15 protein-coding genes are annotated in these 13,485 nt (G+C 64.9%); 1 reads left to right on the top strand and 14 read right to left on the bottom strand.

Annotated elements, in window-relative coordinates; all coding sequences use genetic code 11:
- From CN673_RS17200 to CN673_RS17135, 14 genes are all read right to left on the bottom strand, one after another.
- Nucleotides 1-1,353, bottom strand: coding sequence for a dihydrolipoamide acetyltransferase family protein (locus tag CN673_RS17200; RefSeq protein WP_099867617.1), 1,353 nt, complete (start codon nucleotides 1,351-1,353; stop codon nucleotides 1-3).
- A 4-nt stretch (nucleotides 1,354-1,357) separates the two neighbouring features.
- On the bottom strand, nucleotides 1,358-2,371 hold the full coding sequence (locus tag CN673_RS17195) for an alpha-ketoacid dehydrogenase subunit beta (protein WP_099867616.1): 1,014 nt from the start codon (nucleotides 2,369-2,371) through the stop codon (nucleotides 1,358-1,360).
- A 142-nt stretch (nucleotides 2,372-2,513) separates the two neighbouring features.
- Nucleotides 2,514-3,746 carry a 3-methyl-2-oxobutanoate dehydrogenase (2-methylpropanoyl-transferring) subunit alpha gene (locus tag CN673_RS17190; protein ID WP_099867615.1) on the bottom strand — a complete coding sequence of 411 codons (1,233 nt, stop codon included), beginning with the start codon at nucleotides 3,744-3,746 and terminating at the stop codon, nucleotides 2,514-2,516.
- Nucleotides 3,747-3,828: 82 nt separating this feature from the next.
- The gene (locus CN673_RS17185) at nucleotides 3,829-4,173 is read right to left on the bottom strand and encodes a RidA family protein (RefSeq protein ID WP_099867614.1); all 345 of its coding nucleotides are present in this window, start codon (nucleotides 4,171-4,173) and stop codon (nucleotides 3,829-3,831) included.
- Nucleotides 4,174-4,221: 48 nt separating this feature from the next.
- A complete protein-coding gene (locus CN673_RS17180; protein WP_099867613.1) occupies nucleotides 4,222-4,665 on the bottom strand; it encodes an SRPBCC family protein in 444 nt (147 codons plus the stop codon).
- A gap of 123 nt (nucleotides 4,666-4,788) precedes the next feature.
- A complete protein-coding gene (locus CN673_RS17175; RefSeq protein ID WP_099867612.1) occupies nucleotides 4,789-5,823 on the bottom strand; it encodes a histone deacetylase family protein in 1,035 nt (344 codons plus the stop codon).
- Nucleotides 5,820-6,320 (bottom strand): GNAT family N-acetyltransferase, encoded by a 501-nt coding sequence (locus CN673_RS17170; RefSeq protein WP_157928935.1) that lies wholly within the window; start codon nucleotides 6,318-6,320, stop codon nucleotides 5,820-5,822. The genes CN673_RS17175 and CN673_RS17170 overlap by 4 nt, the downstream gene beginning before the upstream one ends.
- Complete coding sequence (gene kce, locus CN673_RS17165; RefSeq protein ID WP_099867610.1) at nucleotides 6,307-7,239, bottom strand: 3,5-dioxohexanoate:acetyl-CoA acetone transferase; 933 nt, start codon at nucleotides 7,237-7,239, stop codon at nucleotides 6,307-6,309. Before kce ends, CN673_RS17170 begins: the two co-directional genes overlap by 14 nt.
- A 5-nt stretch (nucleotides 7,240-7,244) precedes the next feature.
- Complete coding sequence (locus CN673_RS17160; protein ID WP_099867609.1) at nucleotides 7,245-8,600, bottom strand: aminotransferase family protein; 1,356 nt, start codon at nucleotides 8,598-8,600, stop codon at nucleotides 7,245-7,247.
- Between the two features lie 2 nt (nucleotides 8,601-8,602).
- Nucleotides 8,603-9,364 carry an amino acid ABC transporter ATP-binding protein gene (locus CN673_RS17155; protein ID WP_099867608.1) on the bottom strand — a complete coding sequence of 254 codons (762 nt, stop codon included), beginning with the start codon at nucleotides 9,362-9,364 and terminating at the stop codon, nucleotides 8,603-8,605.
- 7 nt (nucleotides 9,365-9,371) lie between these two features.
- Nucleotides 9,372-10,028, bottom strand: coding sequence for an amino acid ABC transporter permease (locus CN673_RS17150; protein ID WP_099867607.1), 657 nt, complete (start codon nucleotides 10,026-10,028; stop codon nucleotides 9,372-9,374).
- A 2-nt stretch (nucleotides 10,029-10,030) separates the two neighbouring features.
- A complete protein-coding gene (locus tag CN673_RS17145) occupies nucleotides 10,031-10,681 on the bottom strand; it encodes an amino acid ABC transporter permease (protein WP_099867606.1) in 651 nt (216 codons plus the stop codon).
- 7 nt (nucleotides 10,682-10,688) lie between these two features.
- Complete coding sequence (locus tag CN673_RS17140; RefSeq protein ID WP_099867605.1) at nucleotides 10,689-11,480, bottom strand: creatininase family protein; 792 nt, start codon at nucleotides 11,478-11,480, stop codon at nucleotides 10,689-10,691.
- A 75-nt stretch (nucleotides 11,481-11,555) separates the two neighbouring features.
- On the bottom strand, nucleotides 11,556-12,338 hold the full coding sequence (locus tag CN673_RS17135; protein ID WP_370853069.1) for a transporter substrate-binding domain-containing protein: 783 nt from the start codon (nucleotides 12,336-12,338) through the stop codon (nucleotides 11,556-11,558).
- A 124-nt stretch (nucleotides 12,339-12,462) separates the two neighbouring features.
- On the opposite strand from CN673_RS17135, the gene CN673_RS17130 reads away from it, so the two are divergent.
- Nucleotides 12,463-13,482, top strand: coding sequence for a LysR family transcriptional regulator (locus CN673_RS17130; protein WP_099867603.1), 1,020 nt, complete (start codon nucleotides 12,463-12,465; stop codon nucleotides 13,480-13,482).
- The last annotated feature ends 3 nt before the right edge of the window (nucleotides 13,483-13,485 follow it).

The raw sequence follows: 13,485 nt of genomic DNA, 5'->3' as shown, positions 1-13,485 counted from the left end.
CTATCGATCCTCCACGAAGATCATCGCAGGCGTCTCCAGAAGCGCCTTGATCCGCTGCACGAAGACGGCGGCGTCATAGCCGTCGATGATGCGGTGGTCGAAGCTGCAGGACAGGTTCATCATGCGCCGCGGCGCGAAATCGGTGCCGTCCCAGTGCGGGCGCATCTGCATCTTGTTGACGCCGATGATGGCGACTTCCGGATGGTTGATGACGGGCGTCGTGACGATGCCGCCCAGCGCGCCGAGCGAGGTGATGGTGATGGTCGAGCCGCTGAGGTCCTCGCGCGAGGCCGTGCCTGCCTTGGCCGCCTCGGACAGACGGTTCAACTCGCCCGCGCAGTCCCACAGATCGCGCGCCTCGCAATGCTTCGCGACGGGCACCACGAGGCCTGCCGGGGTCTGCGCCGCGATGCCGATATGGACGCCGCCATGGCGGGAAACGATGCCGGCCTCGTCGTCGAACGTCGCATTGAACTGCGGCTGGTCGTCGATCGCCCTGACCATCGCGCGCATCAGGAAGGGCAGGAGGGTCAGCTTCACGCTGTCGGCCGGGCGCGACTTGTTCAGCGCCGCGCGCAGATCCTCCAGCGCGCTCATGTCGATTTCCTCGACATAGGTGATGTGCGGAATGTGTCGCTTGGCCGTTGCCATCTTCTCGGCGATGCGCCGGCGCATCCCGACAAGCTTCACCTCTTCGATGTCGGTCCGCCGGGCAAGGCCGGGTGCCGCGCCCGCCTGCGGGCCGCGGGAGATGAACTGGTCGAGGTCGTCATGAGTGATGCGGCCCGCCGGACCGCTGCCCGGAACCTGGCGCAGATCGATCCCGGCGTCACGGGCGCGCAGGCGCACGGCCGGCGAGGCGAGCGGCTTTTCGCCCGTCGGCCGCGGTATTCCGCCCGCCGACGTCCCCCGATTGCCGCGCGGCGGCGTGGAAGGACTATGCGGTTGCGGCTTGCCCTCCGCGGGCCTTTTCTCTGCCGACTTCGCGTCGGCCGAATCGGGCGCCTCTTCCTCCGGCGGTGGCGGGAGGTCCTCACCCTGCGCGCTCATGCCATCGGCCGCCGGCGCCTTTTCAGCGCCGTCATCCATGGGCGCGTCCGCCGATGGCGCCTCGCCGGTCCTGATCCTGACGATCGGCGAGCCGACGGCCACTACATCGCCGACCTCGGCGCCGAGCCATGCGATCTCGCCGTCAACCGGCGAGGGAATCTCCACCGTCGCCTTGTCGGTCATCACGGCGGCGACGACATCGTCTTCGCGCACCACGTCGCCAACCTTGACGTGCCATTCGACGAGTTCGGCCTCGGCGACGCCTTCTCCCACATCGGGAAGCTTGATGACGTGCTCGCTCATCGCCTTAAGCCTCCATCGTTTCGCGCAGGGCCCGGCCGACGCGGGCCGGTCCGGGGAAATAGTCCCATTCCTGCGCGTGCGGGTAGGGCGTGTCCCAGCCGGTGACGCGGGTGATCGGCGCTTCCAGCGAATAGAAGCAGTGTTTCTGCACCAGCGCGGCGAGCTCGGCGCCGAAGCCCGAGGTGAGCGTCGCCTCATGCACGACGACGCATCGGCCGGTCTTCTTCACCGAGGCGGTGATGGTGTCGAGATCGAGCGGTAGAAGGGTCTTCAGGTCGATGATCTCCGCGTCGATGCCTGTATCGGCCGCCGCGGCCTCGGCGACGAAGGTCATCGTGCCGTAGGCCAGCACGGTCAGAGCCGACCCCTCGCGGCGCAATTCGGCCTTGCCGAGCGGCACGGTGTAGTGACCGTCCGGCACCTCGCCGAGCGGATGCTTCGACCAAGGCGTCACCGGCTTGTCGTGATGGCCGTCGAAGGGCCCGTTGTAGAGCCGCTTCGGCTCCAGGAAGATCACCGGGTCGGGGTCCTCGATCGCCGCGATCAGGAGCCCTTTCGCATCATGCGGATTGGACGGCACGACGACCTTGAGTCCGGAAACGTGGGTGAACAGCGCTTCCGGGCTCTGACTGTGCGTCTGCCCGCCGAAGATGCCGCCGCCGGTCGGCATGCGCACCACAATCGGACAGGTGAAGCCGCCATTGGAGCGGTAGCGGATCCGTGCGGCCTCGGAAACGATCTGGTCGTAGGCCGGGTAGACGTAGTCGGCGAACTGCACTTCCACGCAGGGCTTGAGGCCATAGGCCGCCATGCCGATCGCCGCGCCGACGATACCGAGTTCGGAGATCGGCGCATCGAAACAGCGCGTCTTGCCGTATTTCTGCTGCAGCCCCGCCGTGCAGCGGAAAACGCCGCCGAAATACCCGACGTCCTCGCCGAAAACGACCACGTCGTCGTCGCGCCCCATGGAGACGTCCATCGCCGAGCGGATCGCCTCGATCATCGTCATGCGCGGCATGGGCGGTCTCCAGTGATGGTCGCACCTCGCCCCTTGCGGGAAAGGACGCGATTTCCTCGGCCCGGGCGAAGACCAGCTCCTTGGAGATCGCTCGTGAGGGGGCCGGTAAGCGGCACGATCGTGCCGCATCTTGATCGCACCATCACACACCCGCTTCCTGGCGCTGGCGCCTCAGATGCGGCGGCATGGTCTCGTAGACGCCCTCGAACATGTCGCGGGTGGACGGCTTTCCGCCCGAATGCAGCGTGCCGTGCTTTTCGGCTTCCTTCTGCGCCTGGATGACGCCGTCGAGCACTTCGGCCTCGGCCTGTTTGTGGCGATCGTCGCTCCAAAGGCCCTTGACGATCAGATGGTTCTTCAACCGGATCACCGGATCGCCGAGCGGCCAGGCATCGGACTCCGTCTTGGCCCGGTAGGCGGAGGGATCGTCCGAAGTCGAGTGCGCGCCGACCCGGTAGGTCACGTATTCGATCAGCGTCGGACCGAGGTTGCGCCGCGCGCGTTCCGCCGCCCATTTGGCGACGGCGTGGACCGCAAGATAGTCGTTGCCGTCGACGCGCAACGAGGGAATGCCGAAACCGAGCCCTCTCGCGGCAAAGGTTCCCGAGCCGCCGCGCGCGATCCCCTGGAAGGTCGAGATCGCCCACTGGTTGTTGACGATGTTGAGGACGACGGGGGCCCGGTAGGTCGAGGCGAAGACGAGGGCCGCGTGGAAGTCGCTCTCGGCGGTCGATCCGTCACCGATCCAGCCGGCCGCGATCTTCGTGTCGTTCTTGATCGCCGAGGCCATGGCCCAGCCGACAGCCTGGATGAACTGCGTTCCGAGATTGCCCGAAATGGAGAAGAAACCATGCTCCTTGGAGGAGTACATGATCGGCAACTGCCGGCCCTTCAGCGGGTCGGCCTCGTTGGAATAGATCTGGTTCATCATCTCGACCATCGGGTACCCGCCGGCGATCAGCAGGCCGGCCTGGCGATAGGTCGGAAAGTTCATGTCGCCCGGTTCCATGGCCTTGCGAAAAGCGCAGGAGACGGCCTCCTCGCCCATGTGCTGCATGTAGAACGACGTCTTGCCCTGGCGCTGTGCCGTCTGCATGCGCGCATCGAAGGCGCGCAGCGTCATCATGTCCTTCAGCCCGTCGCGCAGCGCCTCGTCGCTGAGGCTGCCGGCCCATGAGCCGACCGCCTCACCCTTGCGGTTCAGGACGCGGATGATCGAATAGGCGAGATCGCGGATTTCCTTCGGATCGACGTCGACGGGCGGCCGTTCGACGGAGCCGGCCTGCGGGATCTTGACGTTGGAAAAATCCGGCTGGTCGCCAGGGCGCACCTCGGGCTCGGGGACATGAAGCTGAAGCGGCTGGACGTCCGGCATCGGTCGCGCTCTCCCATCTGGCACATCTGCCCGAACGGTAGAGGCGTTCTCCGCGGAAATCCAGCCATGACGCGGACCCGCCTCAGCGTGCGGCGATGACGATCATTTCCACGCGGTAGTCGGGTGTGGCGAGCCTGGCCTCGCCGCAGGCTCTTGCCGGCGGGTTGCCCGGATCCACCCAGGCGTCCCAGACCGCATTCATCTCGGCGAAATCGGCCATGTCGGCGAGCCAGATCGTCGTCTGCAATATCTTCGATTTGTCCGACCCGGCCTCGGCAAGCAGCCGCTCCACGGACTGGAGGATCGCTTCGCTCTGCTTCGTCACGCTCTCGCCCGGCGCGCCCACCTGACCAGCCAGATAGACCGTGTCGCCATGAACGACCGCCTGGCTCATGCGCTTTCCGGGTTCGATTCGTCTGATGGTCATGTCGTTTGTCCTTTCGTCTCGCTTACTTACTGCGGGCCGCGCCCGATGCTATTCGCCGATGTCCGGCTCGACCAGTTTGGCAAGCTTGCGCAGCGATTCCTGCCAACCGAGATAGCACGCCTCGGCCGGGATGAGGTCGGGTATTCCGCGCTGCTCGATCCTCAGTTCCGTGCCCGTCGAGACCGGCTTCATGGTGACGGTCACCGTCATTTCGCCGGGCAGGTTGGCATCGTCGAAACGGTCGGTATAGACGAGCCGCTCGCCGGGAACGAATTCGACGTATTCGCCGCCGAAGGAATGGCTCTTGCCGGTCGTGAAATTGCGGAACGACATCCGGTGCCGGCCGCCGACTTTGGCCTCGAGTTCGTGGACGGTGCAGACGAAGCCGAACGGCGGAAGCCAGCTGGCGATGGCGTCGGCCTCGACAAAGGCGCGGAAGACCTTTTCCGGTCGCGTGGCGATGATCCGGTGAAACGTGACGGTGCTTGGCATTGTCCTGATCCTTTCCCTTGGCTCGGCCGCAGAGCGGCCCGATGGCCAAAGGACGAAGGAGGAGCACGCCTCCCGACATCGCGCGGCGCACGCATCCTTTTTTCTTGCACCGCTTTGTCTCAGTCAGGCGGCCGCGGCCTCACCAAAGCCGTTGAGAAAGGCCGTCAGGTTGTCGCCCAGCGCGTCGCAAAGATAGCCCCCCTCCTGGATGATGGCCATCGGCACGTTCAAGCCGGCGCAGGCCGCGCCGATGCGGGCGAAGCCCTCCGTCGTGACGCCGAGCCCGCCGAACGGGTCGCCTTCGAAGGCGTCGAGACCGAGCGCGAGGACCACGGCGTCGGGCGCATAGGCGCGGATACGCTTCAAACCCGCTTCCAGCGCTTCGAGAAAGACATCGTCCTTCGAGCCGCGCTCAAGCGGCAAATTCAGATTGTAGCCGAGGCCCGGACCTTCGCCGCGTTCGGCCGCATGGCCCCAGAAGAAGGGATAGAAGCGCACCGGGTCCGCATGGATCGAAACCGTCATCACGTCGGCGCGCTGGTAGAAGATGCCCTGCGTGCCGTTGCCGTGATGCAGGTCGACATCGAGTATGGCAACGCGGTCGGCGCTCTTGCGAAATTCCTGTGCCGCGATTGCCGAATTGTTGAAGAAGCAGAACCCCCCGGCGAGATCGGAAAACGCGTGGTGGCCGGGCGGGCGCGACAGCCCGTAGGCGGCCCGCTCGCCGCCATCGCGCACCAGCCGGGCCGCGCCGATCGCGCTTTGCGCGCTCCAATAGGCCGATTCGAAGGTGTGCTCGGAGATCGGGCAGGCGGTGTCGGCCATGTGATATCCGGCCTGGCCGACGGCGGAGGCCGGGTAGGGGAAGTCGCGACGGTCGGGATGGATGTTGGGGATCACCTCGGCAGAGGCGTCCGGCATGCGCTGCCAGCGGGTGTAGATGTTCTGCAGGAAAGCGATGTATTCGGGCGTGTGGACCGCGGCAATCGGGCCGAGCCCGTGATCGCTGGCATCGATCCGCTCCAGCCCGGCGGCCTTCGCCCCGCCGATCAGCCGATCGAGCCGTTCCGGCACCTCCGGGTTCGGTTTCTGCGCACCGGAGGAGAGAAACATGACTGGATCGTGCTGCTTCTGCCGGTCGGCATGGACAAATTTCATGAAATCTCCGTTTTCACCGCAAGGCGCTCGAAGGCCGCCCCGCTCAGATCGTGCACCGTGTCGCCATCCGCGATAGCAAATCCCAGCCGGTCGTAGAACCCGACGGCATCGTTGCCATTGAGAACCGACAGCCGCATGAAGCTGGCGCCGAATTGCGCCTTGCCGTGGGCGGCGGCTTCCTGCAGCAGGCGCCGGCCAAGCCCGCTGCCCCTCAGGCCGGCGGCCACATAAAGGTCCTGGACGTATAGACCCGGCTTGCCGCGCCATGTCGAGAAATAGGGAAAGAACAGGCAGAGCCCTGACGGCTCGCGCTTCGCCTCGGCGATCAGCGCTTCGAAGATCGGCCGTTCGGCACGCATGGCGCGGATGAAATCCTCGAGCGTCGAGCGATTGTCCTCAGGCGTGCCCTGCGCCTCTGCCAGTTCGCCGACGAGCCGGTGGACGATGGCCGCATCCGCCGGCCCGGCCAGCCGGATCGTCACCTCAGAACGCGACACGATCGCCTCCCTTGAGGTGCAGCATGTGGCGCGCCTCCTCAGACGACGCGATCTCGAAGCCGAGCTCTTCCAGGATCCGCCGCATGCGGCGCACCTGGTCGGCGTTGCTCTCGGCAAGCGCCCGGCTGTTGCCGTCGAAGAGACTGTCCTCCAGGCCGACACGCACATTGCCGCCGATCACCGCGCCCATGGTGCCAAGCGGCATCTGGCGCCGCCCGGCGGCCAGCACCGAGAACCGATAGTCGTTGCCGAGCAGCCGGTCGGCGGTCGCCTTCATGGCCATCAGGCTCTCCGCGCTGGCATCGATTCCACCGAAAACGCCCATGACGAACTGAAGAAAGACCGGCGGCTTGACGTGTCCGCGTTTCAGGAACCAGGCCAGCGTCTGGATATGGCCGACATCATAGCATTCGAATTCGAAGCGCGTACCGCAGCCTTCGCCGAGATCGGAAAGGATGGTCTCGATATCGCCGAAGGAATTCTTGAAGACCACGTCCTTCGTCGCCTCGAGGAACGGCTTTTCCCAGTCATGCTTCCAGTGCCTGTAGCGCTCGGCGAGCGGAAAGATGCCGAAATTCATCGACCCCATGTTGAGCGAGCACATTTCCGGCTCGGCGGCCCGCGCCGCCGCCAGCCGCTCGTCCAGCGTCATCTGGGAGGACCCGCCGGTCGAAATGTTGAGGATGGCGTCGCAGCCCTGCTTGATGCGCGGCAGGAAGCCCATGAAATCTTCCGTCCTGGCGCTCGGCTTCCCGGTCGCGGGGTCGCGGGCGTGCAGATGCAGGATGGTGGCCCCCGCCTCGTGCGCGGCGAGGGCGTGCTCGGTGATCTCGTCGGCCGTCACCGGCAGATGCGGGCTCATGGTCGGCGTGTGGATGGAGCCGGTGAGCGCGCAGGTGAGGATGACCTTCTCCGCCATGTCGCTCACCCCGCAACGAGCGGAAGATCGAAGCGGTGGGCGAGCGCCGTCAGGCTTTCCTCCAACGTCTCGATGATCTCGACGATATGGCTCTCGTCGACGATCAGTGGCGGACAGACCATGAAATGGTCGCCGCTGGTGCCGTGGGTGCGGCGCGAATAGATGATCAGTCCGCGCTTGTAGGCTTCCTCGACCAGGTGGACGTGCGCGTCGATCTCCTTCGCCAGTGGCCGCATCGTCTTGCGGTCGCAGACCAGTTCGAAGGCGAGCAGAAGCCCCTTGCCGCGCACGTCGCCGATGAAGGGGAAGCGATCCATCAGCCCTTCGAGCTGCAGCTTCAGTTCGCTCCCCATGCGCTCGGCCCGTGTGACGAGGTCCTCGCGCTCGATCTCCTGCAGAACGGCGAGCCCGGCGGCACATGCCAGCGGGTTGCCGGCATAGGTGTAGCCATGGATGAAGCCGCCGGCTTCCAGAACAGGCTCGACGATGGTCTCGTCGGCGACCATCGCGCCGAGCGGCACGTATCCCGATGCAAAACCCTTCGACATGGTGACGATGTCGGCCTTGAGGTTCCAGTGCTCGGCCGCCATGAACCGGCCGGTGCGTCCGGCACCGGTCATCACCTCGTCGAGAATCAGGAGAATCCCGAACTCGTCGCAGATTTCCCGGATGCGGGCATGATAGCTGTCCGGCGCCACGAGCGCGCCTGTCGATGCCCCGCCGATCGGTTCCATGATGAACGCAAGGACGCTTTCCGGCCCTTCCTCGATGATCCGCTCGCGCAGCATGTCGGCATATTTCAGCCCGCGCGCCTCGTCATCGAGGTTGTCGCGGTCGAGATAGGCGCGCGGCGCCGGCACCTTGGGCATCTCGCGCATCATCGGCGCAAACGGGTCGGTCATGGTGTGCATGCCGGTCAACGCCAGCGCACCGAGCGTGCCGCCATGATAGGACGGCGTGCGCGAGATCACCTTCCAGCGCGTTGCCTGATCCGTCGCGACCGCCCATTGGCGCGCGAGCTTGATCGCGCTTTCCACCGCCTCGGACCCGCCGGACACGAAGAACACCTTGTTGAGCCCTTTCGGCATCCTCTCGGCCGTCAGGCGCGCCAGCCGCTCGGCCGGTTCGTTCTCGAAATGCAGGCGATAGCCGAAGGTCGCCTTCGCCATCTGCTGGCGCATCGCTTCGAGAACGCGCTCGTTGCCGTGTCCGATATTGGCAACCATCGCGCCGCTCGATCCGTCGAGATAGCGCTTGCCGTCGACGTCCCAGATATAGACCCCGCGCGCCTCGCTGATCAGCGGCCGACGCTGGCGCGTCTGGTAGAAGAGATTGGATGGGGCGGGGGCGGCGGCGTTCATTCTCAACCCTCGAAGACCTGCTGGAGGAAGGCTTTGGTGCGTTCGTGCTGTGGTGCGCGAAAGAGCGCGTCAGGCGGACCTTCCTCGACCACGACCCCGTCCGCCATGAAGACGACATGGTCGGCGACATCGGAGGCGAAGCGCAGTTCGTGCGTCACGATGATCATGGTCATGTGCTCCTGAGCGAGCTGCTTCATGACCTTGTTGACCTCGCCGACGAGTTCGGGATCGAGCGCCGAAGTCACCTCGTCGAACAGCATCGCCTTCGGGTTCATGGCGAGCGCGCGGGCGATCGCGACACGTTGCTTCTGGCCACCCGACAGGCGCGAAGGATAGTAGTCGGCCCGGTCCGAGAGGCCGACCTTCTCGAGAAGCGCGCGCGCCTCGGCCAGCGCCTGCGTCTTCGTCTGCCGGCCGAGCAGCACCGGTGCCATCGTCACGTTCTCGATGGCGGTGAGGTGCGGGAAAAGGTTGAAGTGCTGGAACACCATGCCGATGTCCTGGCGCAGCCGGTTCAGGTGCTTTTCGCGCTGGCGGTGCGGCAGGTCCCTGTTGACCAGCGCGCCATCGAAAAAGATCTCGCCAGAGGTGACGTCCTCCAATTGGTTGATCGTGCGCAGCAGTGTCGATTTGCCCGAGCCGCTCGGGCCGATCAGCGCGACGATCTGACCGGGCGCGACATCCATGTCGATGCCCTTGAGCACTTCGACCGGACCGAAGCTCTTGTGCAGATCCTTGATGCGGATGATGGGGTCGTTGCTCATCGTCTGCCTAACGGTACTTGGCCGAGCGTCGTTCGACGGCCTTGACCGCCTGCTCGAGAACCAGGTTGAGGACATAGTAGATCACCGCCGCAGCGAGGTAGAATTCGAACGGGCGGAAGGTGTCGCTGATCGCGCGTTGCGCCGACAGCGTCAGTTCCATGACGCCGATGACGGAGACCAGCGAACTCTCCTTCAACAGCGCGATCATCATGTTGCCGAGCGCGGGGGCGACATTGTAGAGCGCCTGCGGCACGATCGACTTGCGCATCGCCTGGGCGTGCGAGAGGCCGAGGCTGCGCGCCGCCTCGTACTGGCCCTTGTCGACCGCCACGATGCCGGCGCGGATGATGTCTGCGTCATAGACCGCGAAATGCAGGCTGAGCGCGATGACGCCGGCGGTGAACGCGTTGAGATCGAGGCCGATCTGCACCAGCCCGAAATAGATGAGATAAAGCTGCAGCAGCAGCGGCGTGCCCATGAAGAGCCAGATCACGAAGGACACCGGCCAGCGCACGATCCTCATGCCGCTGAGCCGGAAGACGGCCATCAGCGTGCCGATGACGAGGCTGAGCACGATGGACGCGACGGTCAGTCCGACCGTCCATATCGCGCCCTGGACGAGCACGCCTTCGTAGCCGGCGAGAATGGAGAAATCGAGACCCACCGTCAGCTCTCCAGCGCCACGCGTTCATCGATCCTGTTCACCGCGAAGGAAACGACGGAAACGATGACGAGGTAGAAGAGCGACGCCAGGATGAACATCTCGAACGGCTTGTAGGTCGAGGAGATGTAGCGGTGCGCGGTGTAGGTCAGTTCGACCACGGAGATGGTCGACACGATCGCCGAGCCCTTGATCAGCGCCACCGCGTTGACCCCGAGCGGGCGCACCATCAGGCGCAACGCCTGCGGCAGGATCACGTTGCGCATCGACTGGACGTGGCCGAGACCGAGACACCGCGCGGCTTCCATCTGGCCCTTCTCCACGGCGAGGATCGCGCCGCGGATCGATTCGGTCATGTAAGCGCCGATGTTGATGCCGAGCCCGATCACCCCCGCTTCGAACGGTCCGAGCTGAAGGCCGATCTGCGGTCCGCCGTAGTAGAGCAGGAAAAGCTGGATCAGCGCCGGCGTGCCGCGAAAGATGCTGACATAGACGCGTGCCGGAAACCGCAGCAACACGTTTCGCGAAATGCTGGCGAGTGCTGCCGCAAAGCCGAGGCACAGGCCAAGGCAGATCGCCAGCGCGGATATCTGGAGCGTCACCCATGCCGCTGCGGCGAAGAACGTCCAGACTTTGGCGATCAGCGCGAAATCCATGCCGGGCTCAGTGGTGGTCGACGCGCTTGAGGATCGGCAGCTTGCGCATCTCGCGTACAAGGCCGAGCGTTTCCTCCACCGCCGCCTCGTAGAAGCGCTTGCCGGTTTGCGCATCGGCGACGGTCGGATCGCCCATGGTGCCGTCCGGCGACTGGGCCGACCACCAGCGCATCAGCATGGCGCGGCTGCCGCCGGCAGCCAGATCGAGGTTGAAATATCGGCTTTCCGGATCGTGGATGATCTGGCTCGCGGCCTTCTCCGGGTAGATGTGGTCGGGGTCGAGATGCATGTACATCGCCGCCTCGAATTCGCAGGCATGGGCGATGCCGCCCGTCGGCGATTTGCGCATCTCGTTGATCCGGTCCGACATCAGGTTCCAGTAGGACGCCGAAACGCAGATGATCTCGGTCTCGATCACCGTCTTGCGCGCCGCAAGATCCAGCACTGCATGGTTGGAACCGTGGCTGTTCAGCAAGAGGATGCGGCGAAAGCCGTGATGGGCGAGCGACTTTGTCACGTCGGTGACGAAGGCGATCAGCGTTTCCGGCTGTATCCAGATGACGCCTGGAAAATCCTTGTGGTGCTCGTTGAAGCCGTAGGGGATGGTCGGCATCACGAAGACCTCGTCCGGCGCCGCCTTGGCCACCCCCTCGGCGACCGAGGTGCCGAGCACGGTGTCGGTGTCGAGCGCCATGTGCGGCCCGTGGTCTTCCGTCGCCGAGACCGGCAGGATGACGACGCGGTCCTTGTCGGCGTCGCGGACCTCTTCCCAGGTCAGCTTTCCGTAGATGGGATTCATTGTTTTCTCGATAGTACGGAGCAGGAAAAGAGCCGCCGCCCGGCAGGAGATGACCGGACGGCGGGTTGCCTCAGATCAGCGAATGTCGGCGCCGACCCACTCCATCGCGATGTCTTCGTAGGTGCCGTCTTCCATGATGGCATCCAGCGCTTCCTGCATCGCGGCTTTCAGTTCCGGATTGTCCTTGCGGATGGCGATACCGACTTCGACGCTGCCGCCTTCGAGATCGGGCAGTTCCAGTTCGCGGATCGGGCGCCCCTCCTTGGTGATCGCCACGCGGCCCGGAATGGAATCGATGACCATCGCCTCGATCCGGCCGTTCTCCAGTTCGAGCAGAAGTTCCGGCAGGCCCTTGTAGGTCCGCAGATCCCAGCCCATGTCGCTCTGTTCACGCGCCCACTTTTCGTGGGTTTCGCCCAGCGTGACGCCGATCGTGGCGTCCTGAAGGTCTTCCAGCGTCTCAACGTCGGAATCCTCGGTGACGAAGATCGCACGGCCGGCATGGTAGTAAGGCCCGACGAAATCGACCGCCTTCTCGCGCTCCGGCGTGATCGACATCGATCCGATGATCGTGTCGTATTTGTTGGCGAGCAGCCCGGCGATGATGCCGTCCCAGGCCGTCGTGGTGACAACCGGCTCGACACCCATCCGCTCGGCGATCGCCTTGCCGATGGAGACGTCGAAGCCGACGACCTCGTTCTGGTCGTTGACCAGCGAGAAGGGCGGGTAGGCCCCGCTCGATGCAATGCGCAATTCGCCTGCTTCCTTGACGGCGGCGAGATCGTCAGCCATTGCCGGCGCACCGAGCGCCAGCGCCGAGACCGCAAGACCGGCTGCCGCCAGTGCCATTTGCTTCATCATCTTGAGTGGTCCTTTTCCCGATTCTGGAGGCCCTTCGCGTTATCTCGTTTGCCTTGATGCGGAAGCGGGCCGGAAATGGACATTGCGAAAGCCGGCGGCATTCTTCAAATAGATAATGACAATGAAAAAGATAGATTCAGAGAATGGGCACACCGTCGCCCGCCGCGCCGCTGCCCGCCCGGTGGCCGATCGTTTGTCGCGATTGCCCTATGACCTCGACTGGAACCTCATCCGCACGTTTCTGGTCATCGTCGAGGAGAACGGCATCACCGCCGCCGCCAACCGGCTGCGCCTTAAGCAGCCGACGGTTTCCAATGCGCTGCGGCGCCTTGAGGACCGGCTGGAAAAGCGGCTCGTGGCGCGCGGCGGCGGACGCTTCGAGGTCACCCCTGCCGGCCGTATGCTCCACGCCGAGGCCGTGGAGATCTTCGGCACGATTTCGCGTCTTTCCACGTTGATCCGCGACATGGACGAGGAGGTCAGCGGGCATGTCACGCTGGCGCTTGCCAGCCATGTCGTCTCGCCGCTGCTTGATGGCGTGCTCTCCGATTTTCATCGGCTGCACCGTCAGGCAACGATGTCGATCGACGTCATGACGAGCCGCGATGCCGGCACCGCGGTGCTGCAGCGCCAGGCGAGCTTCGCCATCTGCCTCGTCCATCAGCGCGACGCGCGCCTTTCCTACGCGCGGCTCTTTCGCGAATATTTCGGCTTCTTCTGTGGACCGGAGCACCGGCTGTTCGGGCGCAAGGACATTGCCCTGTCGGACCTGCGCGGCGAAACGTCGGTCTCCTTCCAGACCGACCAGCTGACAGACGCGCTGCGGGCCGTGACGCTCCTGCGGGCCGAGGCAGAGCTTGGCGAGAAGGTGGTCGGGGTCTCGTCCAATCTGGAAGAAGTGCGCCGCATGATCGTCGCCGGTCTCGGCATCGGGCCGCTGCCTGTTCATGTTGCAAGGCGCGACGTCGATGCCGGGCTGCTCTGGCCCCTGCCGCCCTATGACAATTTGCCGGCGATCGACATCTATGTCGTGCACAACCCCAAGACTCACCACAACAGGGCCGAGCGCGCGATGCTCGATCTGCTGCATCAGCGCATCGAGGCGCTGCCGATCGCCGAGCGCGACTACCGCGCCACCTGAACG

Origin of the sequence: Neopararhizobium haloflavum (genome assembly GCF_002750855.1) — a bacterium.
In the GTDB taxonomy this organism is placed as follows: Bacteria; Pseudomonadota; Alphaproteobacteria; order Rhizobiales; family Rhizobiaceae; genus Georhizobium; species Georhizobium haloflavum.
This window is presented reverse-complemented; position numbering and strand designations above follow the sequence as displayed.

Coding starts and splice junctions, on each gene's coding strand:
- CN673_RS17175 (WP_099867612.1), bottom strand. CDS start 5,823: ATGAAATTTGTCCATGCCGACCGGCAGAAGCAGCACGATCCAGTCATG.
- CN673_RS17135 (WP_370853069.1), bottom strand. CDS start 12,338: ATGAAGCAAATGGCACTGGCGGCAGCCGGTCTTGCGGTCTCGGCGCTG.
- kce (WP_099867610.1), bottom strand. CDS start 7,239: ATGGCGGAGAAGGTCATCCTCACCTGCGCGCTCACCGGCTCCATCCAC.
- CN673_RS17180 (WP_099867613.1), bottom strand. CDS start 4,665: ATGCCAAGCACCGTCACGTTTCACCGGATCATCGCCACGCGACCGGAA.
- CN673_RS17195 (WP_099867616.1), bottom strand. CDS start 2,371: ATGCCGCGCATGACGATGATCGAGGCGATCCGCTCGGCGATGGACGTC.
- CN673_RS17155 (WP_099867608.1), bottom strand. CDS start 9,364: ATGAGCAACGACCCCATCATCCGCATCAAGGATCTGCACAAGAGCTTC.
- CN673_RS17130 (WP_099867603.1), top strand. CDS start 12,463: ATGAAAAAGATAGATTCAGAGAATGGGCACACCGTCGCCCGCCGCGCC.
- CN673_RS17200 (WP_099867617.1), bottom strand. CDS start 1,353: ATGAGCGAGCACGTCATCAAGCTTCCCGATGTGGGAGAAGGCGTCGCC.
- CN673_RS17140 (WP_099867605.1), bottom strand. CDS start 11,480: ATGAATCCCATCTACGGAAAGCTGACCTGGGAAGAGGTCCGCGACGCC.
- CN673_RS17185 (WP_099867614.1), bottom strand. CDS start 4,173: ATGACCATCAGACGAATCGAACCCGGAAAGCGCATGAGCCAGGCGGTC.
- CN673_RS17145 (WP_099867606.1), bottom strand. CDS start 10,681: ATGGATTTCGCGCTGATCGCCAAAGTCTGGACGTTCTTCGCCGCAGCG.
- CN673_RS17190 (WP_099867615.1), bottom strand. CDS start 3,746: ATGCCGGACGTCCAGCCGCTTCAGCTTCATGTCCCCGAGCCCGAGGTG.
- CN673_RS17160 (WP_099867609.1), bottom strand. CDS start 8,600: ATGAACGCCGCCGCCCCCGCCCCATCCAATCTCTTCTACCAGACGCGC.